At 59.5% G+C, this 24,917-nt stretch carries 23 protein-coding genes; 6 read left to right on the top strand and 17 right to left on the bottom strand.

What is annotated here, in order from left to right:
• Nucleotides 1-17: 17 nt before the first annotated feature.
• Nucleotides 18-707 (top strand): DUF4197 domain-containing protein, encoded by a 690-nt coding sequence (locus ACM6IV_RS17615; RefSeq protein ID WP_414870971.1) that lies wholly within the window; start codon nucleotides 18-20, stop codon nucleotides 705-707.
• On the opposite strand, the gene ACM6IV_RS17610 is transcribed toward ACM6IV_RS17615, so the two are convergent.
• From ACM6IV_RS17610 to ACM6IV_RS17600, 3 genes are all read right to left on the bottom strand, one after another.
• Nucleotides 704-2,095, bottom strand: a complete 1,392-nt coding sequence (locus tag ACM6IV_RS17610; RefSeq protein ID WP_414870970.1) for a Fic family protein — start codon at nucleotides 2,093-2,095, stop codon at nucleotides 704-706. The two genes, ACM6IV_RS17615 and ACM6IV_RS17610, sit on opposite strands and share 4 nt — an antisense overlap.
• 720 nt (nucleotides 2,096-2,815) lie before the next feature.
• Nucleotides 2,816-5,884, bottom strand: coding sequence for an efflux RND transporter permease subunit (locus ACM6IV_RS17605; RefSeq protein ID WP_414870969.1), 3,069 nt, complete (start codon nucleotides 5,882-5,884; stop codon nucleotides 2,816-2,818).
• A 6-nt stretch (nucleotides 5,885-5,890) separates the two neighbouring features.
• Nucleotides 5,891-6,991: an efflux RND transporter periplasmic adaptor subunit gene (locus ACM6IV_RS17600; protein ID WP_414870968.1), complete on the bottom strand. Its 1,101-nt coding sequence runs from the start codon at nucleotides 6,989-6,991 to the stop codon at nucleotides 5,891-5,893.
• Nucleotides 6,992-7,085: 94 nt separating this feature from the next.
• On the opposite strand from ACM6IV_RS17600, the gene ACM6IV_RS17595 reads away from it, so the two are divergent.
• The gene (locus tag ACM6IV_RS17595) at nucleotides 7,086-7,721 is read left to right on the top strand and encodes a TetR/AcrR family transcriptional regulator (protein ID WP_102900553.1); all 636 of its coding nucleotides are present in this window, start codon (nucleotides 7,086-7,088) and stop codon (nucleotides 7,719-7,721) included.
• Nucleotides 7,722-7,827: 106 nt separating this feature from the next.
• On the opposite strand, the gene ACM6IV_RS17590 is transcribed toward ACM6IV_RS17595, so the two are convergent.
• The gene (locus tag ACM6IV_RS17590; protein WP_414870967.1) at nucleotides 7,828-8,610 is read right to left on the bottom strand and encodes a class I SAM-dependent methyltransferase; all 783 of its coding nucleotides are present in this window, start codon (nucleotides 8,608-8,610) and stop codon (nucleotides 7,828-7,830) included.
• 92 nt (nucleotides 8,611-8,702) lie between these two features.
• Here ACM6IV_RS17590 and ACM6IV_RS17585 point away from each other — a divergent pair, with 92 nt between their 5' ends.
• Nucleotides 8,703-9,323, top strand: a complete 621-nt coding sequence (locus ACM6IV_RS17585; protein ID WP_414870966.1) for an energy transducer TonB — start codon at nucleotides 8,703-8,705, stop codon at nucleotides 9,321-9,323.
• Nucleotides 9,324-9,326: 3 nt separating this feature from the next.
• Here the strand turns inward: ACM6IV_RS17585 and ACM6IV_RS17580 are convergent, their stop codons facing one another.
• The 7 genes from ACM6IV_RS17580 to ppc form a co-directional block, all read right to left on the bottom strand.
• Nucleotides 9,327-10,019, bottom strand: coding sequence for an extensin family protein (locus ACM6IV_RS17580; RefSeq protein ID WP_414870965.1), 693 nt, complete (start codon nucleotides 10,017-10,019; stop codon nucleotides 9,327-9,329).
• A 2-nt stretch (nucleotides 10,020-10,021) separates the two neighbouring features.
• The gene (locus tag ACM6IV_RS17575; RefSeq protein WP_414870964.1) at nucleotides 10,022-10,843 is read right to left on the bottom strand and encodes an isocitrate lyase/PEP mutase family protein; all 822 of its coding nucleotides are present in this window, start codon (nucleotides 10,841-10,843) and stop codon (nucleotides 10,022-10,024) included.
• A 32-nt stretch (nucleotides 10,844-10,875) separates the two neighbouring features.
• Nucleotides 10,876-11,736 carry a DUF72 domain-containing protein gene (locus tag ACM6IV_RS17570; RefSeq protein ID WP_414870963.1) on the bottom strand — a complete coding sequence of 287 codons (861 nt, stop codon included), beginning with the start codon at nucleotides 11,734-11,736 and terminating at the stop codon, nucleotides 10,876-10,878.
• Nucleotides 11,736-12,044, bottom strand: a complete 309-nt coding sequence (locus tag ACM6IV_RS17565; protein WP_414870962.1) for a hypothetical protein — start codon at nucleotides 12,042-12,044, stop codon at nucleotides 11,736-11,738. Before ACM6IV_RS17565 ends, ACM6IV_RS17570 begins: the two co-directional genes overlap by 1 nt.
• Nucleotides 12,045-12,300: 256 nt before the next feature.
• Nucleotides 12,301-12,975, bottom strand: coding sequence for a tRNA (adenosine(37)-N6)-threonylcarbamoyltransferase complex dimerization subunit type 1 TsaB (tsaB, locus tag ACM6IV_RS17560; protein ID WP_414870961.1), 675 nt, complete (start codon nucleotides 12,973-12,975; stop codon nucleotides 12,301-12,303).
• 92 nt (nucleotides 12,976-13,067) lie between these two features.
• A complete protein-coding gene (gene adk, locus ACM6IV_RS17555) occupies nucleotides 13,068-13,715 on the bottom strand; it encodes an adenylate kinase (protein ID WP_242204972.1) in 648 nt (215 codons plus the stop codon).
• Nucleotides 13,716-14,016: 301 nt separating this feature from the next.
• On the bottom strand, nucleotides 14,017-16,647 hold the full coding sequence (gene ppc / locus ACM6IV_RS17550) for a phosphoenolpyruvate carboxylase (protein ID WP_414870960.1): 2,631 nt from the start codon (nucleotides 16,645-16,647) through the stop codon (nucleotides 14,017-14,019).
• 213 nt (nucleotides 16,648-16,860) lie between these two features.
• Here ppc and ACM6IV_RS17545 point away from each other — a divergent pair, with 213 nt between their 5' ends.
• The 3 genes from ACM6IV_RS17545 (at nucleotide 16,861) to ACM6IV_RS17535 (ending at nucleotide 18,844) form a co-directional block, all read left to right on the top strand.
• Nucleotides 16,861-17,205, top strand: a complete 345-nt coding sequence (locus tag ACM6IV_RS17545) for a pilin assembly protein (RefSeq protein WP_123452009.1) — start codon at nucleotides 16,861-16,863, stop codon at nucleotides 17,203-17,205.
• 391 nt (nucleotides 17,206-17,596) lie between these two features.
• On the top strand, nucleotides 17,597-18,001 hold the full coding sequence (locus tag ACM6IV_RS17540; RefSeq protein WP_414870959.1) for a DUF4398 domain-containing protein: 405 nt from the start codon (nucleotides 17,597-17,599) through the stop codon (nucleotides 17,999-18,001).
• A 54-nt stretch (nucleotides 18,002-18,055) separates the two neighbouring features.
• Complete coding sequence (locus tag ACM6IV_RS17535) at nucleotides 18,056-18,844, top strand: OmpA family protein (protein WP_414870958.1); 789 nt, start codon at nucleotides 18,056-18,058, stop codon at nucleotides 18,842-18,844.
• A 346-nt stretch (nucleotides 18,845-19,190) separates the two neighbouring features.
• Here ACM6IV_RS17535 and ACM6IV_RS17530 read toward each other — a convergent pair whose 3' ends face one another.
• The 6 genes from ACM6IV_RS17530 to lysS all read right to left on the bottom strand — a co-directional run bounded on the left by ACM6IV_RS17530 (nucleotide 19,191) and on the right by lysS (nucleotide 24,914).
• Nucleotides 19,191-19,520: a hypothetical protein gene (locus ACM6IV_RS17530; RefSeq protein ID WP_034154859.1), complete on the bottom strand. Its 330-nt coding sequence runs from the start codon at nucleotides 19,518-19,520 to the stop codon at nucleotides 19,191-19,193.
• Complete coding sequence (locus ACM6IV_RS17525) at nucleotides 19,517-20,422, bottom strand: alpha/beta hydrolase (protein WP_414870957.1); 906 nt, start codon at nucleotides 20,420-20,422, stop codon at nucleotides 19,517-19,519. Before ACM6IV_RS17525 ends, ACM6IV_RS17530 begins: the two co-directional genes overlap by 4 nt.
• 151 nt (nucleotides 20,423-20,573) lie before the next feature.
• On the bottom strand, nucleotides 20,574-21,851 hold the full coding sequence (locus ACM6IV_RS17520) for a flavohemoglobin expression-modulating QEGLA motif protein (protein WP_414870956.1): 1,278 nt from the start codon (nucleotides 21,849-21,851) through the stop codon (nucleotides 20,574-20,576).
• A gap of 24 nt (nucleotides 21,852-21,875) precedes the next feature.
• Nucleotides 21,876-22,430 carry a hypothetical protein gene (locus ACM6IV_RS17515; protein ID WP_414870955.1) on the bottom strand — a complete coding sequence of 185 codons (555 nt, stop codon included), beginning with the start codon at nucleotides 22,428-22,430 and terminating at the stop codon, nucleotides 21,876-21,878.
• Nucleotides 22,431-22,592: 162 nt separating this feature from the next.
• On the bottom strand, nucleotides 22,593-23,306 hold the full coding sequence (locus ACM6IV_RS17510) for a TetR/AcrR family transcriptional regulator (protein WP_123451993.1): 714 nt from the start codon (nucleotides 23,304-23,306) through the stop codon (nucleotides 22,593-22,595).
• A gap of 105 nt (nucleotides 23,307-23,411) precedes the next feature.
• The gene (lysS, locus tag ACM6IV_RS17505) at nucleotides 23,412-24,914 is read right to left on the bottom strand and encodes a lysine--tRNA ligase (RefSeq protein ID WP_414870954.1); all 1,503 of its coding nucleotides are present in this window, start codon (nucleotides 24,912-24,914) and stop codon (nucleotides 23,412-23,414) included.
• Between the last annotated feature and the right edge of the window lie 3 nt (nucleotides 24,915-24,917).

The following is a 24,917-nucleotide window of genomic DNA, read 5'->3' as shown; positions in this document are numbered from 1 at the left end:
GTTACAAGGAAGCCGCCATGCTCCGCCCTACCCTTCGCTTCGCCGGTCTGTGTGCAGGCCTGATGATCTCCGCCAGCGCAATGGCCCTGTCGCTCAGTAACCTGTCGCAAAAAGACGCCACCGGCGGCCTCAAGGATGCCCTGACCCAAGGCGCACAAATCGCTGTAAAGCAACTGGGCACCCCCGGCGGTTTCAGCAACAACCCCGACGTGAAGATCGAACTGCCGGGCAAACTCGGCAAAGCCGCGAGCAAGATGAAAGCCTTCGGCATGGGCGCCCAGGTTGAAGAACTGGAAACCGCGATGAACAAGGCTGCCGAATCCGCCGTGACCCAGGCTCAACCCATCCTCGTCGATGCCGTGAAGAAAATGAGCGTGGAAGACGCCAAAGGCATCCTCAGCGGCGGCAAGGACTCGGCCACGCAATACCTCGACAAATCCAGCCGCGAACAGATCCGCGCCAGGTTCCTGCCGATCGTCAAACAGGCAACTGACAAGGTTGGCGTGGCACAGAAGTACAACTCGTTCGCCGGGCAGGCTGCTGCGTTTGGCGTTGTCGATGCGAAGAGTGCCAATGTTGAAAACTACGTCACCGAGCAAGCGTTGAATGGCTTGTTCGAAATGATCGGCAAACAGGAAGAAACCATCCGCCAGAACCCGGCCGCGGCGGCGACCAGTCTGGCGAAGAAGGTGTTCGGCACTCTCTAAGCAGTCAGAACACGGGCGCGATTCAACTCGCTCCCGTACTTCCCTCCACGTAAAGGGCTACGTAAAAAGAACACGCACTCCCGCCCCATCTTCTTTTTCTCAAAAACCAGTAATTGGTCCAGCCGCTCCAGGACCGAAGCCGCCTCGCGGTACGAGCAACCGAAATTTTTCGCCACATTGCTCGCTGTGAACTCCTTCGCCACCCCGCTTTTTGCCGCCTGATACACCGCGTGCTGTTTTTCTGTCATCTGTTCGAAGTAGCCAGAATTCACCAGCCAGCGCTCGAACTCTTCGGTGTAGGCCACGCTCTTGCGATAAACATCCGTAAACCCGAGCACCGCTCGCTGAATGACCGAACACTGGAACTCGATGAAATAAGTCAGATCCAGCTCATCCGCCTCTGTATGCAGGTATGAGCGTCCGTACTTCACCGGCGCGTTACGCAGTAACAAACTGATTGCTATGTAGCGAAACGCCGCGAACTCATTCTTGAACATGAACCAGTAAAACAAAGCTCTGGCGACCCGCCCGTTGCCGTCGCGAAAGGGATGTTCGTAGCCCAACGCAAAGTGCAGCGTGATCGCCTTGATCAGTGGATGCAGATAGTGCTTATCCAGTGGTGAGCCATCGGGCAGGTTGATCCAGTGCGACAGCTTCTCCAGCCGCGAAACCAATCCTGCTGCAGGGGGGGGCCGATGCACGGTATTGCCCGCCCCGTCCTGAACGACCACTTCGTCATTGGTCCTGAACACTCCGGGGGAATACTGCTCGTCATCGATGCCATCGACACCCACCCGATGAATCGCTGCGATCAAATCCACGCTCATGGGTTCGTAACGTCTCTCCCAGGCAAAATTCATCATCCGGTAATTACCCATCACCATGCGTTCATCCGGAGTACGGGGCTGGCGCTGCTGCTTGAGCATGTCCTTGGCCACGCGCGTGGTGGTCGCCGCGCCCTCCAGCTGGCTACTGGCGATGGCCTCGTCTTCGATCAGATCATTCAGCAGGTAACTGAAATGCGCCCGCTCGCCGATCTGACTGGTCATGTACTCCAGCGCGGCCGTACTGGCCTGTCGATCGACAATGGAGATGGTTTTCTGTGCCAAAGGTGTCAACAGATACCTGCCCCACTGCACCGGCTCGCCCAGCGGCAGAAGGTTGATGTACTGGGCCGCCCGTGCCTTCTTGACCAACGCCCAGCACAGTTTGGCATCCAGCCCCGCTGCCCAGCGATAACGCAACGCTTCAAATGGCAGATAACGACCTTGATCATCGAGCGGCTTGAGCAGCGCAAGATAATCAGCCAGGCGATGCTGGTGGGGCGGGCGCACCAACATGTCAAACACCGGGTCGTTTCTGCCTTTCAATGCTGGCGGCTTTTTCATCAGGTGAACTCAAGATGCGTGGGGAAGCAGAGCCCGGAGTACAGCATCCGAGGCAATCTGGCTCAAGATCAGAGGCTTCTGAAAAAGATGTAGGAAGTGGCGCTGGTAGAGCTGGCTATGGATGATCAGCTAGAGGCTGGCCGGCTATCAGGACCATCGCTGGCAAGCCAGCTCCCACAATTTGGATTGCGTGCACGCAAATAGAGATTGAGTGCTGCAAGGGCCTCATCGCGAGCAGGCTCACTCCTACAGTTGAACTGAGTACACCTACAGAAAACAGGTCGGCTGTCAGGCCGCCTTCGCGAGCAAGCTCGCTCCCACAGAAAAGCGAGAGCAAACCGCTTCTGCTCCTCACCACTCAACAGGATGAGCGTTAGCTCGGCTGCAGCTTTTGATCTTAGAGCCCGTCGGCAGGCTGAGTGGAGGGATTGATCCGGGGGTGGGAGCGCAGCGACCGTTCGACGAAGTCGAACACATCGAGAGGAGGTGCAGCGAAGCAAACCGTAGGCGATGCCCCCGGATCGATCCCGGAGCGAAGGAACCCCGAGCCTTAGCGAGCGGGCCGAACGTCAGGGCAAAGACCTTTGGTTCCTTTGGGGCGTTTGCCAAAGGGACTCGCCGTAAGGGCGAAACCGCCAGCCGCAGCACCCGCAGAAACGGATATACCCCCAAAGCCCCAACAACATGGTCGGCCCGAAGGCCGCCACGTCAAACCAAAGATCAAACCTCCCGACGAACCCGGAACCAGGCCGCATACAACGCCGGCAAAAATAAAAGCGTCAGCGCAGTCGCAACAATCAACCCACCCATGATCGCCACCGCCATCGGCCCGAAAAACACACTGCGCGACAACGGAATCATCGCCAGCACCGCCGCCAAAGCCGTCAACACAATCGGTCTGAAGCGTCGAACCGTAGCCTCGATAATCGCCTGCCAAGGCTTAAGCCCGGAAGCAATATCCTGCTCGATCTGATCCACCAGAATCACCGAATTACGCATGATCATCCCGGACAGCGCGATGGTCCCCAGCATCGCCACAAACCCGAACGGCTGACGGAACACCATCAAAAACAGCGTCACCCCGATCAACCCCAACGGCGCCGTGAGAAACACCATCGCCGTGCGCGAAAAACTGCGCAACTGCACCATCAGCAAAGTCAGCACCACGACGATGAACATCGGCACCCCGGCATTCACCGACTTCTGCCCACGCTCGGAATCCTCCACCGTGCCGCCGACATCCAGCAGATAACCATCCGGCAACTCGGCACGAATCGAATCCAGCGTCGGCATGATCTGCTTCACCAATGTCGCCGGCTGCTCCTTGCCATAAATATCCGCGCGCACGGTCACGTTCGGCAGACGATTGCGATGCCAGATAATCCCTTCCTCAAAACCGTATTCCAGCGTGGCAATCTGCGACAACGCCACACTGCGGCCGTTATCCGTCGGCACCGCCAGACTCGGCAGCAACGACAATTCAGTGCGTTCATGTACGGTGCCGCGCAGCAAAATCTCGATCAATTCGTTGTCTTCGCGATACTGGCTGACACTCGACCCGGTCAACGAACTCTGGAGGAATTTCGCCAGATTGGCCGTGCTCACGCCCAACGCCCGGGCACGATCCTGATCAATGTTCAGATAGACAACCTTGCTCGGTTCTTCCCAATCCAGATGCACATTGACCACATGCGGATTTTCGCGAACCTTGGCCGCCACTTTGCGCGCTAACGCACGGACCTCTTCGATGTGTTCGCCGGTGACGCGGAACTGCACCGGATAGCCCACCGGCGGACCGTTTTCCAGACGCGTCACCCGCGAACGCAGCGCCGGGAATTGCTCGTTCAGCGTTTCGATCAACCAGCTGCGCAGCGCTTCGCGTTCTTCGATGGTTTTCGCCAACACCACAAACTGGGCGAAGCTCGCCGCCGGCAATTGCTGATCTAGCGGCAAATAGAAACGCGGTGATCCGGTGCCGACATAAGCGACGTAATTATCGATGCCGGCATGATCCTTGAGCATCGCCTCCAGCCGTTTGACCTCGCCCGTGGTATTGGCCAACGACGCGCCTTCAGCCAGTTTCAGATCGACCATCAACTCCAGTCGATTGGAAGCAGGGAAGAATTGCTGCGGGACGAAACGGAACAACATCACCGACGCGATAAACAGCCCGACGGTCAGCACGATCACGGTCTTGCGATGCGCCACACACCACTCCACCAAACGCCGAACGCGCTGATAGAACGGCGTGGCATACGGATCTGGCTGACCGTCACCCGTGCCATGTTTGGCCGCGTGAATTTTCGCCAGATCCGGCAGGAGTTTTTCCCCCAGATACGGCACGAACATCACCGCCGCGACCCATGAAGCGAGCAACGCGATGGTCACCACCTGAAAGATCGAGCGGGTGTATTCGCCCGTTCCGGACTGCGCCGTGGCAATTGGCAGAAACCCGGCGGCAGTAATCAATGTCCCGGTGAGCATCGGGAACGCGGTGCTGGTCCAGGCATAGCTCGCTGCGCGGATGCGATCAAAGCCCTGCTCCATTTTGATCGCCATCATTTCCACGGCGATGATCGCGTCGTCCACCAGCAAGCCCAACGCCAACACCAACGCACCAAGGGAGATCTTGTGCAGGCCGATGCCCAGGTAATACATGCAGGCGAAGGTCATCGCCAGCACCAGCGGAATGGTCAGCGCCACCACCATGCCGGTGCGCACGCCGAGGGAGAAGAAGCTCACCAGCAACACGATTGCTAGCGCTTCGACCAGTACCTGAACGAACTCGCCGACCCCGGTTTTCACCGCCGCCGGTTGATCGGAAACCTTGCGCAATTGCATGCCGGCCGGAAGGTTTTTCTGGATGCGCGAAAACTCGCCTTCCAGCGCTTTACCGAGCACCAGAATGTCGCCGCCGTCCTTCATCGCCACGGCCAGACCAATCGCGTCTTCGCCCATGAAGCGCATGCGCGGCGCCGGTGGATCGTTGAACCCGCGACGCACATCCGCGACATCGGAGATGCGGAACGTACGATCACCGACGCGGATCGGGAAGTTTTTTATCTCCTCGACCGTCTGAAAATTCCCCGAGACCCGTAGCTGCAAGCGCTCGCTACCGGTTTCGAAGAACCCGGCGGTAGAGACCGCGTTCTGCTCTTGCAGCGCCTGTTGCACCGCCGCCAGCGGCAAACCAAGGGTCGCCAGCTTGACGTTGGACAACTCGACCCAGATCTTCTCGTCCTGCAAACCGAGCAGGTCGACCTTGCCGACATCCTTGACCCGCTGCAGCTGGATCTGAATACGATCGGCGTAATCCTTGAGCACTGCGTAATCAAAACCATCCCCGGTCAGCGCATAGATATTGCCGAACGTGGTGCCGAATTCATCGTTGAAGAACGGCCCCTGAATGTCCGGCGGCAAGGTCTGGCGAATATCACTGACCTTCTTGCGCACCTGATACCAGAGGTCGGGAATTTCCTTGGAGTGCATCGAGTCGCGGGCAATGAATGTCACCTGGGATTCACCGGGGCGCGAGAAAGACACAATGCGTTCGTACTCGCCGGTTTCCATCAGTTTCTTTTCGATGCGTTCGGTGACCTGACGCGAGACTTCCTGCGCGGTCGCACCCGGCCAACGGGTCTGAATCACCATGGCTTTGAAAGTGAACGGCGGGTCTTCGCTCTGGCCAAGTTTGGTGTAGGACAACGCACCAACGATGGCCAGCAAAAGCATCAGGAACAGTACGATCTGGCGATTACGCAGCGCCCATTCGGAAAGGTTGAAGCGCATCGGGGCTTACTCCTTGTCCGCCAGATTGACCACACGGTTGGCGCGATCCACCGGACGCACCTGCTGACCCTCAAGCAACACGTGCACACCCGCGGCGACCACCCAGTCGCTGGCGTTCAAGCCTTCGAGCACCGGCACGCTTTTCTCGCCGAACGGGCCGATGCGCACCGGGGTTTTCTTCAAAGTGTTGTTGCCGTTGACGACCCAGACGTAGGTCGCGCCGTTTTCGGCGGTGAGTGCCGAGAGCGGCACCGACAGGGAAACGCTGTCAGCCGATTGCACGAACACCCGGGCGCTCTGGCCCAGTTCGGCCGGGACTTTGCCGCCGGTGAAGGAAATGCGCGCGGCAAAAGTGCGTGAGCGTGGATCGGCAGCGGGCGACAGTTCGCGGATCTGCCCGGCGAAGCGCTGGTTCTGCTGCGTCCACAACTCAACAGTGACTGGCTGACCGACCTTGAAGCGGCCGAAGCTCTGCTCCGGCAGGCTGATCAGCACTTCGCGCTCGCCATCGGTGGCGAGGGTGAACACGGTTTGCCCGGCGGCAACCACCTGCCCGACCTCGACCGAACGCTTGGCCACTACGCCATCCTGCGGTGCACGCAGCACGGCGTAACTGGCCTGATTGGTCGAGACGTTGAATTCAGCTTTGATTTGTTTAAGGCGGGCTTCACCGGAGCGGTAAAGGTTTTCGGCGTTGTCGTAGGCCGAGCGGCTGACCATCTGCCGTTCCATCAGGGTCTTGTAGCGATCACGCTCGGCGCGAACCAGATTGAGGTTGGCTTCGGCGGCAGCTACCTGGGCGCGGGTGGCTTCCAATTGCAGGCGCACGTCCTGCGGATCGAGTTCGGCAAGCGGCTGATCAGCCTTTACGCGTTGGCCTTCATCAACCAGTCGTCGGCTGACTTTGCCACCAATGCGGAACGCCAGATCGGGTTCGTAGCGGGCGCGCACCTCGCCCGGGTAACTTTCCATCGCCTGCGCCGAAGGCTCTGGCTGCACCACCATGGCCGGTCGAACGGTGACTTGCGCCGCCTCTTCCTGACCACACGCTGACAAAAGGAACGCCAGACTCACTGGCAACGCGAGGGACAACGCATGGCGGAACATGGTGACGGACCTTTCGCTAATGGTGCTTGGAATAATTATACTGGCGGGTATGTTATTAATAGCAAACTCACCAGTCCAGTATTAAAAGCCAAGAATGTCGAACAATCTTTCAGCTCCAAACGGTCCGGGCCGCCCCAAGGATCTGGCCAAGCGCCAGGCAATCCTTGATGCAGCGAAAATCCTGTTTCTGAGTCATGGCTACGCCAACACCAGCATGGATGCGGTCGCCAGCGAGGCAGGCGTGTCGAAGTTGACGGTCTACAGCCATTTCAACGACAAGGAGACGCTGTTCTCTGCCGCCGTGGTGGCCAAATGCGAGGAGCAATTACCGCCATTGTTCTTCGAATTGCCCGAAGGCATTGCCGTGGAAAATGTGTTGCTGAACATTGCGCGAGGCTTTCATCACCTGATCAACAGTGATGAGTCGGTGAATTTGCACCGCTTGATCATGGCGCTGGGCAGTCAGGATCCGAAGCTGTCGCTGATCTTCTTCGAGGCCGGCCCGCAGCGCATGGTGCAGGGCATGGAGCGGCTGTTGACGCGCATCCACGAAACCGGCGCGCTGAGCATCGATCTGCCGCGCAATGCCGCCGAGCATTTCTTTTGCCTGATCAAAGGTGCGGGGAATTTTCGACTGTTGTATGGCTGTGGCGAGCCTTTGACTGAAGAGGCAGCGGAAAGCCATGTGCAGGAAGTGGTGGCTTTGTTTATGCGCGCGTACAAGCCCTGACTTTTAAGGTGTCTGAGCGGACACCTTCGCGAGCAAGCTCGCTCCCACATTGGAATGCATTTCAAATGTGGGAGCGAGCTTGCTCGCGAATAGGGACAACTCGGTCTCAGGGTTTGAGCGCTTTTTTCGGGTAGATATCGTATCGGCTGGATTTGCCATCCAGCGCATGACTCGGCTTCGGCCCCTCAATGCACGGCGCCTTGCGCGGCCGCTTGACTACCACCCGGTGCGTCGCTAATGCCAAAGCAGCCTGCAACAGCGCCGGCGCGTCCGGATCATCGCCCACCAACGGCCGGAACAGACGCATTTCCTTCTTCACCAGCGCAGTCTTCTCGCGATGGGGAAACATCGGATCGAGGTAGATCACCTGCGGCGGCTCACCTTGCCAGTTCTGCATGACCTCGATGGAGTTGCCTTTGAGCAAGGTCATCCGCGCCACGATCGGCGCCACGTCGAAATCTTCCGCAGCCCGCGCCAGACCGTCTTCCAGCAGTGCACCAATCAGCGGCTGGCGCTCGATCAGGCTCATCTCGCAACCGAGACTGGCCAGCACGAACGCATCCTTACCCAACCCCGCCGTGGCATCCAGCACCCGCGGACGCACGCCCTGAGCGATGCCGACCGCCTTGGCGATCATTTGCCCGCTGCCGCCACCGTATAACCGCCGATGCGCCGCGCCGCCCTCGACGAAGTCGACGCGCACCGGCCCCGGTGCGTCCGGGCCGAGCTGTTGCAGTTGCAAACCCTGCTCGCCGACCTGCAAGGCAAACTCGCTGTCCGCCACTTCACGCGGCAGGCCGAGGCGGTCGGCCCACTGCTCGGCTTGCGCTTCAAACGCTGTGCCGAGGGCCTGGACATGGATGCGGCAGGCCGCGGGTTGCTCAATCATGGAAAACACGCTCAAAAATTCAAGGATCGGCAAAAACCGCCGATAAATCATTCAACGCGCATTTTGCCAGAGCTGAGCGTCAACCGAAAAAAATGTCAGGCATTCTTCCCACATCGATTGGCTACATCTCGCCCCATGGCGACTTTAGCCGTCACAACACTCAAGCACTGAGCGGCGTCAGTCATCTGTGGCAGGATTTTTTTGCCCAGGCGCTGGCCGAACAGACGAGTGAAGTGGTGCCTGCCTGCGGTACATTTCCACCGGTTGACCTGAGCAGCCCTGAAGAACCGACCATCGGCAGCGAGCTGCACGCGCACATCGTCAGCCAGCGCGAGTGCGATGTGGTGGAAACCGAAGTGCGTCCGCCCGAGCCGCTGTTCCTGCCGATCGCCGAATTCGAGATGGAACTGCTGGACAAGCCGTTCCCACCGTTCCCGCCAGAAGAATTGCAAGCTCAGCAGACCCAGCAGGATTTCGACAGCAGTTGGGTTCGCCCGGTGGTGATCAACAATGGTCAGCCCGTTCCAGAGCCTGGCCCGGCCCCGCAGAAAAAGCCGCTGTACTTGCCGATTGCCGAATTCGATCTGGATCTGCTGCAAAAGCCTTACCCGCCGTTCCCGCCGGAAGAAATCGTCGAGCAACAGAAAGCACTGGACTTCGATAACGGCTGGGCACGCCCGATCGTTCTGCAAAACCTGCGCCTCGCCGCATAATCCTCAGCGACACACGCTCCAGCGCCCGACATCGACATGAAAGTGATTGCGATGGGCGGCGTTGTAATCCGGACTCAACACCACACTGAACGCCTCGCAGGCGCCGTCGCGCAGCTGACGCAGAAACTGCGCGTCCTGATTTTGCTTCGGCCAGTCCTTGAGCACGCTGACCGTACGGCCATCTGCCAGACGAAATCCGGCGATGTCCAGCGCATCAGCACTGGCGTGGCGGCTTAGCGCACCGCTTTCGCGATTGTAGACATTGCGACAGGCGAAGCTGCCGAGGTGATCAACCCGTGCGACCTTTTGCCCGTAAACGGATTGCGCGGCGGGTTGCAGCGTGTGGTGTTCAAACATCGCGTAGGCCACCGCCAGCGGACAACTGGCGAGGAAACTGCTGCTAAGCGCTACATCGCCGCTCTGTACGCGCAAGGTGCCGATCAGCGGACACTTGGCGTCGGGACTGTCGGCTTGCCGTGTGACGCGCAGATCGGAACTGCTCAAGGCTTGGGCGCAGAGTTGAGGATCACTGCGCAAGCGCATCAGCTTGTAGCCGGTCAACCAGTTGGGCGCGGCTTTCACGTCCAGCGGCGCCCACGGATTCCATTGCGGCGGCACGTCCAGCCAACCGCGCCAGACACTGATCAACGCGCCGCCAATGACCAGCAGCACGGTAAGCACAATCCACCGCCCCATGTTCAGCCTTTGAAAAACTGATTGGCCTTGGCGTACGGCATCGACTGCGCGGTAAAACCAAACGTACCGGACTGCTGGATCTCTTCAGCGGCGCGGAAGAATTCGCCGAACGCCGCCAACGCCAATGCCGAACCGGTACTGATGCGCCGCACGCCCATGTCTTGCAGTTCCTGCACAGTCAGTTTCAAGCCGCCGGACATCAGCACATTGACCGGTTTCGGCGCCACCGCGCGCACCACCGCCAGTACTTCTTCGGCGCTGCGCAAACCCGGCGCGTACAACACGTCAGCACCCGCCTCGGCGAAGGCCTGCAAGCGGCGAATGGTGTCGTTGATGTCGGGATTGCCGTGCAGATAGTTTTCCGCACGCGCGGTGAGGAGGAAGTGAAATGGCAACGTGCGCACTGCAGCGACGGCGGCTTCGATGCGCGCCACGGCGTGTTCGAAGCAATAAATTGGCGCGTCTGCACGGCCCGTGGCGTCTTCGATCGAGCCACCGACGGCGCCGGCCTCGGCTGCGCGCAGTAAACTTTTTGCGGCTTCGGCCGGGTCATCGGCAAACCCGTTTTCCAGATCCACCGCCACCGGCAAATCGGTCGCAGCGACTATCGCGCGGACATTGGCCAAGGTCTCGTCGAGACTCAACGCGCCATCGGCCTTGCCTTGGGAAAATGCATAGCCGGCGCTGGTGGTCGCCAGGGCTTGATAGCCGAGGCTGGCGAGCATTTTCGCCGAACCGGCATCCCACGGATTGGGAATGACGAAAATCCCCGGACGTTCATGCAAGGCTTTGAAGGCGTGGGCTTTACGGGCTTGAGCATCCATCGGCAGGCTCCTGAGCAGCAAAAAAAACCGCCTCAGAGCAAACCAAGTTGCTCCGCGGCGGGCTCTCTGTATAGCGCAGGCAGCGCTGGCAGGCCAGGCAAACGTTGCATCAGTTGTGCGTGGAAACGTTGCGCCAGCTTCGCCGCCAGCAGGTTGTCGGCGGTGTGCAGGAAGATGTACGGCGTACGACCTTCTTCAATCCACTCGGCGATTTTCGCCACCCACGGCACCAGGAACGGATCGTTGGCTTCCAGCTCGGGATGGCCGATAAAACGCACTTGCGGGAATTGGGTGAACGCCGCCGGGCGGGTCGGCACTCGCGGCTTTTTCGATTGCGCGTGGATCACCGAAGACTCGGTCGACAGGCAACTGAACAGCGCACGTGGATCAAGGCAGATGCGTTCCACGCCACGGTCCAGCAGCAGACGATTGAGCAGGCGTTCGCTCTCGCCCTTGGCGAAGAACTGTTCATGGCGCACTTCCACTGCCAACGGGCAATCCAGCGCATCGATAAACGCTGCCAGTTCCGGCAGCCGCTGCGGCGTAAAGCTTTTCGACAGTTGCAGCCACAGCGGCGAGACGCGCTCACCGAGGGGCTTGAGTAATTGCAGGAAGGTCTCGGCGGCGCTCAGTTGCTCGCGCAGATCACCGCCGTGGCTGATGTCGCCGGGGAATTTGGCGGTGAAGCGGAAGTGCTCGGGCATGACCTCGGCCCAACGCTGCACCGTGGCAGGCGACGGGCTGGCGTAGAAGGTCGTGTTGCCTTCAACGGCGTTGAACACTTGCGAATAGAGACCGAGGAAATCAGCGGTTTTGGCGTCTACCGGGTAAAGATACTCACGCCAGGCGTTTTCGCTCCAGGACGGGCAACCGAGGTAGTAAGGCAGATCCATCAGATGTACAGATCGAGGCCCAGCACGTCTGCATCCCAATCGACAAAACCGGCAGTGCTCAGGTAACTGGCGAGGGCCATGGCCACGCTCTTTTTCATCGCACGTTGGTAGATCATGTCTTGCTGACGGGCAGGCAGATTGCTCAGGCGTTGCGCAGAGGCTTTGGCGGCACGGGCGGCCAGTTGCTCTTCGGTCGGGAATTCCAGCTCGCCGTCGATATCGTCGACGGAGTTATCCAGCGTCACGTTGCCTTTGCGGGGCTTGCGCTTGATAGGGTAGGACTGAGAGGAAAGGCCGTCTATACGCATAAATTCATGCTCGGTATCGATGATGGCAATTTAGCGGCACTTGACCGACTTAGCAAACTGCCGAGTGATAACTAGAACACATAAAGCGCAAAAGGTTTAAAGCGAGGGGTTAGAAACTGACGATTGGCGGATTCACGGGCGACTTGATTCCCTGTGGGAGCGAGCTTGCTCGCGAAGAGTTCAGCACATTCAACATTGATATTGACTGGCCGGACGCCTTCGCGAGCAAGCTCGCTCCCACAAAGGGTGTGGTGAATCAGCGGGCTTTCGGGGTAGCGACTTTGTCGCGCAGGTAAACCGGTTGCGCGTCATCCGCCGGAATCGACTCGCCGCGCTCCCAGGCAAACCGCGCCAGGGTCAACAGGTCTTCGGCGTGGGGCAGCATGCCGGCGTCGACGCCTGTCAGGTTGACGGCAATGCGCTCGCCATAACCCCAACCGGTACCGGCGCCGAACCAATTGCCATTGGCATCGGCCGGCAGCGCGGCGACTTCCGGTGGCGACACCGCTTCCGCACCGACCAAGCGCATCTCCCCCGCCGTCTCGCGGTAACAGCCCCAATACACCTCATCCATCCGCGCATCGATGGCCGCCGCGACCTGGCTCACACCGTGCTCACGCAACGCACGCTGCGCCAGCACGGCAAGGTTGGACACCGGCAGTACCGGACGATCCAGCGCAAACGCCAGACCCTGCACTACGCCAATGGCGATCCGCACCCCGGTAAACGCACCCGGCCCACGACCGAACGCAATCGCATCGACCGCTTGCAGCGTGGTGCCGGCGTCGGCCAGCAGTTGCTGGATCATCGGCAGCAGCTTCTGCGCATGCAGGCGCGGGATCACCTCGTAATGGCTCGTGACCTTGCCGTCATGCAGCAAGGCAACGGAGCAAGCTTCAGTCGCGGTGTCCAGGGCCAGCAAGGTGCTCATCGATGTTTCCAAAACAGGGGTGGGAAAAGGGCGTCAGTATAAACAACTACGGCCCGCAAGCGGGCCGTGGATGATGCAGCCGATCAGACTTTTCAGCTCAGAGCAGCCAGCACCTTGGTGGTGATTGCATCAACCGAACCGACGCCAGGAATGTGGCTGTACTTCGGCTTGCCGTTGGCAGCGGACAGCTTCTGGTAGAACTCCACCAGCGGCTTGGTCTGCGAATGGTAGACCGACAGGCGATGACGCACGGTTTCTTCGGTGTCGTCCTTGCGCTGTACCAGCTCTTCGCCGGTGATGTCGTCTTTGCCGGCGATTTTCGGCGGGTTGTAAACGATGTGGTAAACGCGGCCGCTGGCTTCGTGAACACGACGGCCGGCGATGCGTTGAACGATTTCTTCGTCTTCAACAGCAATTTCAACGACTGCATCCAGCTCGACGCCGGCAGTCACCAGTGCTTCAGCCTGCGGAATGGTGCGCGGGAAGCCGTCGAACAGGAAACCGTTGGCGCAGTCTGGCTGAGCGATACGATCCTGAACCAGTGCGATGATCAGGTCATCCGACACCAGGCCGCCGGCATCCATGATGCTCTTGGCTTGAACGCCCAGTGGAGTACCGGCCTTGACCGCTGCACGCAGCATGTCGCCAGTGGAAATTTGTGGAATGCCGAATTTTTCGGTGATGAACTTAGCCTGAGTACCTTTACCGGCCCCGGGAGCTCCCAGCAGAATGACGCGCATTAGATGTGCTCCTCAATTTTTTTATAAAAAGCTTTTACAAAACAAAGGATTCGCCGTTTGCGACGAATCCTGAAAATACGGGTCGTGGCCGCACAAACGGCCAAAGGCTGATCAAGATACACAGCAGGCTGCGCCCACACAAGACGCCAAAAGTCGGAGAAACCGACCCTCCCCGCGACCTTGCGACGCGGTGACCCAAGTCGCAACCCCATCATTAACTGTCGCCTGCTGGCACTTTTTGCCGTCAGGCAACGCGGCATCCGGCGTTTACTGCGGCTGCCGCTTGCCCCGTCAAAAAACCTTAGCCGGTATTTCGCAAACCGGCGGCAATCCCCGCCACAGACACCAGTAACGCCTGTTCCACCGGGCTGCCCTGTTCGCCATCCTGCTGCCGCGAACGGGCCAGCAGTTCCGCCTGCAATAGATGCAGCGGGTCGAGGTAGGTGTTGCGCAGACGGATGAATTCCAGGGTGTCAGGGCTATGTGCCAGCAGCTGCGACTGGCCAGTCAGGCCGAGCACCACCGCGCACGCCTGCGACAATAGGTCGCGTAACTGCGCACCCAATGGCAGCAGATCCGGCTCGACCAGACGCTCGTCGTAGGACAAGGCAATATCTGCATCAGCCTTGGCCAACACCATCTCCAGCATGTCGATACGGGTGCGGAAGAACGGCCACTGTTCGCGCATCTGCCCGAGCAATTCGCCTTCGCCGCGTTCCAGTGCCTTGCTCAGTGCCGACTCCCAACCGAGCCACGCCGGCAGCATCAGCCGCGTTTGCGTCCAGCCGAAAATCCACGGGATCGCCCGCAGGCTTTCAATGCCGCCGGCACGACGCTTGGCCGGACGACTGCCCAGCGGCAATCGACCCAATTCCTGCTCCGGCGTGGACTGGCGGAAGTACTCGACGAATTGCGGATTTTCCCGCACGACCTGGCGATAAGCGCTGACACCGTCCGCCGCCAATTCGTCCATCAGATGGCGCCATTCGGGCGTTGGCGGCGGTGGCGGCAATAGCGTTGCTTCAAGTACCGCTGCCAAGTACAGATTGAGGTTTTGCTCGGCGATGTCCGGCAGGCCGAATTTGAAGCGAATCATTTCTCCCTGCTCGGTGGTGCGGAAACGCCCGGCCACCGAACCCGGCGGTTGCGACAGAATCGCCGCGTGCGCCGGACCACCGCCCCGGCCCACAGTGCCGCCGCGACCGTGGAACAGCAGCAGCTCGACTTGCTGCTCGCGGCAGATTTCCACCAGGCGTTCCTGCGCACGATATTGCGCCCAGGCCGCCGCTGTGGTGCCAGCGTCCTTGGCCGAGTCGGAGTAGCCGATCATCACTTCCTGCGGGCCTTGCAGGCGTGCGCGGTAACCCGGCAGCAACAACAAACGCTCCATCACCGGCCCGGCGTTGTCGAGGTCGGCGAGGGTTTCAAACAACGGCACCACGCGCATCGGCCGCAGCACGCCGGACTCTTTGAGCAGCAGTTGCACGGCAAGCACATCGGACGCAGCACCGGCCATGGAGATCACATAGGAACCAAGCGAAGCGCCCGGCGCGGCTGCGATTTCCTTGCAGGTGTTGAGTACTTCGGCGGTGTCGGCGGACGGTTTGAAATGGGCCGGGAGCAATGGCCGGCGATTGCTCAGTTCACGAGTCAGGAAAGCGATGCGCTGCTCTTCGTCCCAATCTTCATAGCGACCGAGGCCGAGGTAGTCGGTAATTTCAGTCATCGCCGAGCTGTGGCGCGACGAGTCCTGACGCACATCCAGACGCACGAGGAACAGGCCGAAGGTCACTGCCCGACGCAGGCAATCGAGCAACGGGCCATCAGCTATCACGCCCATGCCGCATTCGTGCAGCGAGTTGAAACATAGCTCCAGCGGATCGAGCAGATCACGGTTGTTGTGCAACACCTCGGCTGGCGCCGGCGTCGGCGCGGTCAGCGCGGCGTGTGCCCAGTTGCGCGTGGCGCGCAGGCGTTCGCGCAATTGTTTGAGCACCGCACGATACGGCTCGGCGCTGTCGCCCGCCTTGGCTTTGAGGGCATCGCTGGCCTGTTGCATCGACAGCTCGGCAGCCAGATGATCGACGTCGCGCAGGTACAGATCGGCGGCCATCCAGCGCGCCAGCAGCAATACTTCGCGGGTCACAGCGGCGGTGACGTTGGGGTTGCCGTCACGGTCGCCGCCCATCCACGACGCGAAGCGAATCGGCGCCGCTTCCAGAGGCAGGTGCAGGCCGGTGGCTTCATACAAAGCCTTGTCGGCTTTGCGCATATGGTTGGGGATCGCTTGCCACAGCGAATGTTCGATCACCGCGAAACCCCACTTGGCTTCATCGACCGGCGTCGGGCGCGTGCGGCGGATTTCTTCGGTGTGCCAGGCTTCGGCGATCAGCCGTTGCAGGGTGTTTTGAATCTGTTCGCGTTCGGCTGTGGTCAGGTCGCGATGGTCCTGCGCGGCGAGTTGCCCGGCGATCGCGTCGTACTTCTGGATCAGCGTACGCCGCGCCACTTCGGTCGGGTGCGCGGTCAGGACCAGTTCGATTTCCAGTCGTGACAATTGCCGGGCCAGGGATTCGGCGCTATGGCCTTCGTTGCGCAAACGCGCGAGCAATTCCGGCAGTACGCGGGATTCGAACGGCGCCGGCTGCGACTCTTCGCGCCGATGAATCAACTGGTACTGCTCGGCGATGTTCGCCAGATTGAGAAACTGGTTGAACGCCCGCGCCACCGGGAGCAATTCGTCTTCGCTCAATTGATTGAGACTGGCACTCAGTTCGGCGTCCATCGAGCCACGCCGGTCGGCTTTGGCGCCCTTGCGGATCTGCTCGATCTTGTCGAGGAAGGCCTCGCCGTACTGGTCTCGAATGGTGTTGCCCAACAGCTCTCCGAGCAGGTGAACGTCTTCGCGCAAGCGTGCATCAATATCGGTCATCAGCAATTCCCCAGCAGTAATCCGGACGGCTTAGAAACGAGTGCATGACCTAGAGAGTGCCGCTCTGTGGCGCTTCTTACAAGCAGCCGACGAAGGGAGGTTAAACCTTGTGCGCGAAAGCTAGTCTCAACAGTAAGCCGTACAACGGCTTGCCGCCGGCCCCGGCGGACACTCACCCAGACCTGCCAAGAGCAGGTGCGAAATGAGGTCATCATGAAAATTCGTGAACTCGCCCAGCATTGGGAAGAAAACGCCAAGGGTCGCCTGACCGACACTGGCTATGCGATTCATCTGGACGTTGAAGCCGCTGCGCGTCTGGCAGCGATTACCGAGATGTATCCCAAACGTCATGTCGAAGAACTGCTCGGCGAACTGATCGGCGCAGCGCTTGAAGAGTTCGAAGCGAGCCTGCCGTATGTGAAGGGGTCGACGGTGGTAGCGACCGATGAGGAAGGTGATCCGCTGTACGAAGACGTCGGGCCGACACCGCGTTTTCTGGCCCTTTCGCGTCGGCATTTGCATGACCTCTCGGCCACGGCCGGCAAGCAGAAACACTGACACAACGTAGATCAAAAACTGTGGGCGCGGGCTTGCTCGCGAATGCGGTAGATCAGTCGACATCGAAGGTGACTGACACACCGTTTTCGCGAGCAAGCCCGCTCCCACATTGACTGTATTTCTGTCTCAAAATCGACGTGTTTTCGATAAGAGTTTGATAATAGAAACACCCGCGCGTACCACTCCATGCTGCCAAAGTTCCCGCTTTAGAGCCTTGTCCATTCGGTCAAAGTTTTTTTTGGCGATAGGCCATCTTTTCTGAACTTTTGAAAAATGCCTCCGGTCGGAACCAGTAACCACGCCTGGAACGAGCGTTTCAATTCGCGTTGACAAGCGATGCTTTTGGCTCCTCTGCCAGGATGGATTCAGTTGTATTTTCAGGAGATGCCTAATGGAGTTGAAGACCATGAAAAACCAAACCTCGTTTACCCACCTGCACGGTCTGAAACTGGCCGCTCTGGCGATTGGTACCAGCTTCGTGCTGGCCGGTTGCGCCGGCAACCCGCCGACCGAGCAGTACGCCGTGACCCAGTCGGCCGTGAACAGCGCTGTCAGCGCCGGCGGTACCGAGTTTGCTGCCGTTGAGATGAAGCAAGCGCAGGACAAGCTGAAACAAGCTGAAATCGCCATGCACGACAAGAAGTATGACGAAGCGCGCATCCTGTCCGAGCAAGCCGAGTGGGACGCTCGTGTAGCAGAACGCAAGGCTCAGGCAGCAAAAGCCGAACAGGCTGTGAAGGACTCCCAGAAAGGTGTTCAGGAACTGCGTCAGGAAAGTCAGCGCACCGTGCAATAAGCGCGCATCCGACTGCAAAGCTGAATCTCTTATCGATAGAAAGGACGACAAATTATGCGTAAGCAACTGATGATCCCCGCTCTCCTCGCCGCAAGTGTTGCACTGGCTGCCTGCTCCACCCCGCCTAACCCGAATCTGGAGCAGGCGCGCACCAACTACGCCGGCCTGCAAGCCAACCCGCAAGCGAGCAAAGTCGCGGCGCTGGAAACCAAAGACGCCAGTGATTACCTGGACAAGGCCGACAAGGCTTATCTGGACAAGGAAGACGCGGCCAAGGTTGACCAACTGGCTTACTTGACCAACCAGCGCGTGGAAGTGGCCAAGCAGACCATCGCCCTGCGCACCGCGGAAAACAACCTGAAGAACGCTGCCGCCCAACGTGCCCAGGCGCGTCTGGATGCGCGTGATCAGCAGATCAAACAGCTGCAGGACAGCCTGAACGCCAAGCAGACCGATCGCGGTACGCTGGTGACTTTCGGTGATGTGCTGTTCGCCACCAACAAGGCTGAGCTGAAATCCAGCGGTCTGGTCAACATCAACAAACTGGCGCAGTTTCTCCAGGAAAACCCGGATCGCAAAGTGATCGTCGAGGGTTATACCGACAGCACGGGTGCTGCGTCGTACAACCAGTCGCTGTCCGAGCGTCGCGCCAACTCCGTGCGCACCGCACTGGTGAAAATGGGCGTTGATCCAGCGCGCATCGTCACTCAAGGCTACGGCAAGGAATACCCGGTTGCCGAGAACGGTACCGCGTCCGGCCGTGCGATGAACCGTCGAGTGGAAGTGACCATTTCCAACGACAATCAGCCAGTGATGCCACGTTCGGCGGTCAGCTCGAACTAAGCCTCACGCAGTAACGCAAAAGCCCCGCCTGAGTGATCAGGCGGGGCTTTTTTGTGCGGCTGAAATCGCGGCCCCTCACCCCAGCCCTCTCCCGAGGGAGAGGGAGCCGATTTGTGGTGCTTTCAGAATTTGTGTTCGACACGATGCATCAGGCGGGGCTTTTTGGTGCGGGCTCAAATCGCGGCCCCTCACCCCAGCCCTCTCCCGAGGGAGAGGGAGCCGATTTGTGGTGCTTTCAGAATTTGCGTTCGACACGGTGGATCAGGTCGGCGTGTAGCGAAAGAACACCTCGGTCAGTCCCCTCTCCCTCTGGGAGAGGGTTAGGGTGAGGGCTGAACCTGCAGAATCACTGTTCCAGCTTCTGCGGGGTTTCTTCGCCCATGCAACGCACAGCCTTTTTCTGGGCGTTGATCAATACTCCGGTCAGGCCTTTCTGCTCGGTATCGAACAACACCAGCACGCCATCGATGCACTGAGCCACTTGCGGCGCCGGGTCGAGCGAGACTTTGTAGTCCTCACCCGGCACGGTCTTGAGCATGGTGAATTCGTTGAGCAGCAACGCATCCTCGGGTTTGGCAAAGTGCAGGTAGCCGTAGTACCACAGCGCCCCGACGGTGCCGAGGATGCTGCAGATACCGGTGATGATCAGCGGGATGGCGTTGCGTTCTTCAGTCATTGCGGACTCTCGTCTTCAGAATTCGGGGGTTGCGGGTAATTGGGGATTTCGCCGAGCCGGCGCAGGCCGTTGAAGTGCTCGGGATCATCGAGGTAGCGCAGCATCACTTGGCGCCACACCGGGTCGCCGAACGTCTGCACATGGCCGCCACGGGTCAGCTGCAGCACGCGCGGTGGCGGCGCCGCCTGATACAGACGGATGCCGTTGGTCATCGGCACCAGCGGATCGTCGATGCTGTGAAAGATCAGTTTCGGCACACCGTTCAACTGCGGCATCGAGTTGATTGCGCTGTCGCTGTCCGGCACCAGCCACGACAGCGGCACCTGGAACGGCCAGGTCAGCCACGAGGTGCTCAGCGCATACTGGCCGACGCTGCGGTAACTGGCGGGCACGCCGTCGAGCACGAAGGCCTTGAGCTGTTTCTGCCGCTCGGGATGCTGCACCAGCCAATGCACGGCCATCGAACCGCCGAGGCTCTGGCCGAGCAGTATCAGCGGCTTGCCTTTGACCTCGGGCGCCCGGTCCAGCCAGGCGAACGCGGCGTCGATGTCCTGATAGATCGCCGGCAGGCTCGGTTTGCCCTCGGACAAGCCATAACCGCGATAGTCCACGAGCAGCACTTGATAGCCGTTTTTCGGCAACCACCAACTGCCGCCCAAATGCATCGGCAGATTGCCGCCGTTGCCGTGCAGATGCAGCACGGTGCCTTTGACCTCGACGCCGGGTTTGGCCGGCAGCCACCAGGCGTTGAGCTTCAGGCCATCCGCCGTGACCAGCGTGACGGTGCGGTATTCGAGTCTGGCTTTTTCCGGGGTGAAGATCTGGCCCGGTTCGGGGTAGAACAACAGTGAACTGCAACCGCCAAGGGTCAACAGCAGGCAGAAGATGCCGAGGATTCTCATCCGGTGAAACCTCGCGAAAATTCAGGTTGGAATACAATTAAAACTGTAGGAGTGAGCCTGCTCGCGATAGCGGTGGGTCAGTTGATATTTGTATTGATTGACACACCGCTATCGCGAGCAGGCTCACTCCTACAGGGTTTTTTTGTGTGGTCTAGAGGATGTTGGAGTAATCCGCTTCGATCCGGTCCAGGCTCAAATGGTTGAGGAAGTTGGAGAAGCACATCCACGCCGACAGCGCATTCAAATCGCGGAACTGGTCCGGCAGGTACTTCGGCGGCACGACCAACCCTTCATCCACCAACTGACGCAAAGTGCGCATATCTTCCAGCGTGGTCTTGCCACAGAACAACAGCGGAATCTGCTCGAGCTTGCCCTTACGCACGGCCAACTGAATGTAGTTGTAAACCATGATAAAGCCCTTGAGGTAGGACAAGTCTTTGGTGAATGGCAGACCGGTCGGCGTCGAGCCACGGAAAACCCGACTGGCGTTGCCGTAACTTTCCGCCATCTCGAAGCCCTGCTCGCGGAAGAATTCAAAGATCTGCAGGAAGTCCGCGCCCTCCTCGACCATGTGAATGGCGCGAGTACGGTTGGTCAGTTTGCGCAGGCGGCTCGGGTAGGAGGCGAAGGTGATGATTTCCATCAGGATCGCCAGGCCTTCCTGGGTCACCGTCGACGACGGTGGACCTTTGGACAGGAAGGTGCAGATCGGCTGGTTCAGCCCGTTGAGCGTCGTACCCACATGGACCAGGCCTTCGTGGACTTCCAGCGCGCGCACGTCGCGATCGTTGAACATCGCGTCGGTGCGGATCTTGATGTAATCGGCGCCTGCCGCCGCGTCCGCAACGATGCCGTCGGACTCGAACACGCGAATGGTTTCCTCGGCTTCACCAAACACTTTGTTCAAACGGGTTTGCAACAGGTGCACAGCGTCCTTGGCGGTGAGGGTTTTCGGCTCGTCCTTCAGATCGCCACGGCCGTCGATGTTATTCAGGTAGTCGGACATCATCAGGCCGAGATCGGCCAAGGTCGGGTCACCGGCATGGAACGCATCGGAGGCAGCGCCGTACAGCTCTTGTGAGATCAGGCCGAAATCCTCGGTGCCGCGCGCTTCAAGCATGCGCACCACCATGCGGTATTCCTTGCACATCCGGCGCATGATCTGCCCGACCGGGTTGAACTGGCCGAGCTGGCGAGTGATGTCGCGCTCGATGTTCTGGAATTCCAGTTTGACCTTGCTCGAATCGAAGCTGAGCGGCCGGTTGAGGTAGTAATCGCGATCGACGGCGGGCATTTCCTTGCCCTTGGCCTTGAGAAAGCCCTTGCGGATATTCTCGTCCCACTTGACCGCGTCGAGTACGCGAATCGGCGTCTGCGCCAGCACAATGCGGTCGGACAATATGCGTATCGATTGCTGGTAATCGTCCACCCGAAACTCCTGTAGAAAACTGAATTATTTGGCGCGGGCCTGGCGCTGATAGCGCGCGGCTTCAACGAAAACATCGGAATTGGCCGGATCGTCGAGGTAAGCAAAGACCTTGTCGAGGTGGCTGACGACCTGCACACCGTCGCCATCGTCGGTCGTGAAGGCTTGACCGTCGAGGTGTTTTTGCTGGATCGCTTGATTGATCTGCTCGAGATCGAGGTTGTAAACCACCAGTTCGTGTTTGTCGGTGAGTTCGAAACCGGCGATGGTGAAATGGCCACCGTACTGCGCCGGGACTTTCGCCGACAGGTACCAGCGGCTGCCGTGACGCGACACCGTGAAGGGATAGGCTTCGCGTTCGTGGGGTTTGGCTTTGAAATACGTCACAGCCTGATAGCGGTCGCTACCCAACCGGGTCAGCTCAAGGTTCATTGGCTCGCCCCAGGCATTGGTACTCGACCATTTGCCCAGCAAGCCCTTGGGCGCCGGGTCACCCGCGGGCAGCGGGTCCTTGAAGGTCACCAGACAGCCACTGAGCAGCAGGAACGACAAGGCGATCAGCACGCCACGCCAGGCTTTCATTCAATACTCCCTATGAACACACGCCGCCCTCGGATACACCACTGAACCTGTGGGAGCGAGCTTGCTCGCGAAAGCGGTATTACAGCCGACGTTAATGTTGAATGTCAGTCCGTCTTCGCGAGCAAGCTCTCTCCCACAGGGTCAGGTGTTTCCTCTAGAGGATTACACCGACGCCAGCACCAGGTGCATGTAGCGCGTCAGAATGCCGAGCATGTCCTCTTCGGCCAAAGGCTCGGCGTCGTTGAGCAGGCCCTGATATTCCATCCGTCCGATAATCGCCGTCAACACCTTGGCATCCTGTTGCGGTTCACGCGAGCCCAATACCTGAAACAACTGGCAGGTGCCCTGCAGCAGGATCTGCTGATGGGAACGCACCAGAATCGCCAGACGCGGGTTGAGCAGCGCTTCCTGACGGAACGCCTGCTCGGCCATCAAATGCTCGCGACGGTTGACCAATTGACGATGCACGTAGTCAGCCATCAATCGCGCAATGTCATCGGCCAGTTGCGAGCGCGACTCGGGGCTGCCGTCGCCGCTGACTACCATCTCACGGAGCAAACCTTCGTTGTTGATCCACAGCTTGGCCATATACGCCGCGCTGCGCTCCACATACTGGGCGAAGGTATCGGTGAGCAAGTCGTCGATATCCTTGAAGTAATAAGTGGTCGCCGACAACGGCACACCGGCCTCGGCGGCCACCGCGCGATGGCGCACGGCACGTACGCCGTCACGCACGACAATGCGCATCGCCGCGTCAAGAATGTCCTGTCGACGCTGCTCACTGCCCTGTCGGCTGGCCTTGCGACCCTGGTACTGAACGCTTTCAGCGACCGCAGTGGCGATACCCGCTGCACCTTCTTGAGCTATTGCACCCATCACGACAGAACTTCCTCTGCTATTGCAAAATTAACCAATTGATACATTTGTACCAGACAGGCAATAAAAAGCCGCCTGTTTTAGGCGGCTTTTTAACTGAAACGTTTACGCTTGCGGTCGCATGTGCGGGAACAGGATCACATCGCGGATCGACGGCGAGTTGGTCAGCAACATCACCAGACGGTCGATGCCGATGCCTTCACCGGCCGTTGGCGGCATGCCGTACTCCAGCGCACGGACGAAGTCGGCGTCGTAGTGCATGGCTTCGTCGTCGCCGGCGTCCTTGTCAGCCACCTGCGCCATGAAGCGCTCGGCCTGGTCTTCCGCGTCGTTCAACTCGGAGTAGGCGTTGGCGATTTCACGGCCGCCGATGAACAGCTCGAAGCGGTCGGTGACGTTCGGGTTGTCGTCGTTGCGACGGGCCAGTGGCGACACTTCGAACGGGTATTGAGTAATGAAGTGCGGCTGTTCCAGCTTGTGCTCGACCAGTTCTTCGAAAATCATCACCTGCAGCTTGCCCAGACCTTCGAAGCCCAACACCTTGGCGCCGGCTTTCTTGGCGATGGCGCGTGCCTTGTCGATGTCGTTCAGGTCATCGGCGGTCAGCTCAGGGTTGTACTTGAGGATCGAATCGAACACCGACAGACGCACGAACGGCTCACCGAAGTGGAAAACCTTGTCGCCGTACGGCACGTCGGTGCTGCCCAGCACCAGCTGCGCCAGTTCGCGGAACAGTTCTTCGGTCAGGTCCATGTTGTCTTCGTAATCGGCGTAGGCCTGATAGAACTCCAACATGGTGAATTCAGGATTGTGACGAGTCGAAACGCCTTCGTTACGGAAGTTGCGGTTGATTTCGAAGACTTTCTCGAAACCACCGACCACCAGACGCTTCAGATACAGCTCTGGCGCGATACGCAGGAACATTTCCATGTCCAGCGCGTTGTGGTGGGTTTCGAACGGCTTGGCCGCAGCGCCGCCCGGAATGGTCTGCAGCATCGGCGTTTCGACTTCGAGGAAGTCGCGCTTCATCAGGAAGCTGCGGATGTGCGCAATCACTTGTGAACGCACGCGGAAGGTCTGGCGCACGTCTTCGTTGACGATCAGGTCGACGTAACGCTGACGGTAGCGCTGTTCGGTGTCGGTCAGGCCGTGGTGCTTGTCCGGCAGCGGACGCAGCGACTTGGTCAGCAGGCGCACGCTGGTCATTTCAACGTACAGGTCGCCCTTGCCGGAACGCGCCAGGGTGCCTTCGGCGGCAATGATGTCGCCCATGTCCCAGGTTTTAACGGCGGCCAGGGTTTTTTCCGACAGGGTTTTACGGTTGACGTAGACCTGGATGCGACCGGTCATGTCCTGGATCACCATGAACGAGCCACGGTTAAGCATGATGCGACCGGCAACCTTGACCGGGATTGCAGCCTCTGCCAGCTCTTCCTTGGTCTTGTCCGCGTACTGTTTCTGCAGTGCATCGCAGTAGTTGTCGCGGCGGAAGTCGTTCGGGAAGGCGTTGCCCTTGGCGCGCTCGGCAGCCAGCTTTTCCTTGCGCAGGGCGATCAGGGAGTTTTCTTCCTGTTGCAGGGCTTGCGGGTCGAGTTGTTGGTCGCTCATGTC

Origin of the sequence: Pseudomonas sp. IT-347P (assembly GCF_949768005.1) — a bacterium.
In the GTDB taxonomy this organism is placed as follows: domain Bacteria; phylum Pseudomonadota; class Gammaproteobacteria; order Pseudomonadales; family Pseudomonadaceae; genus Aquipseudomonas.
The sequence above is the reverse complement of the archived record's forward strand: the minus strand, read 5'-3'. Positions and strand labels throughout refer to the sequence as shown.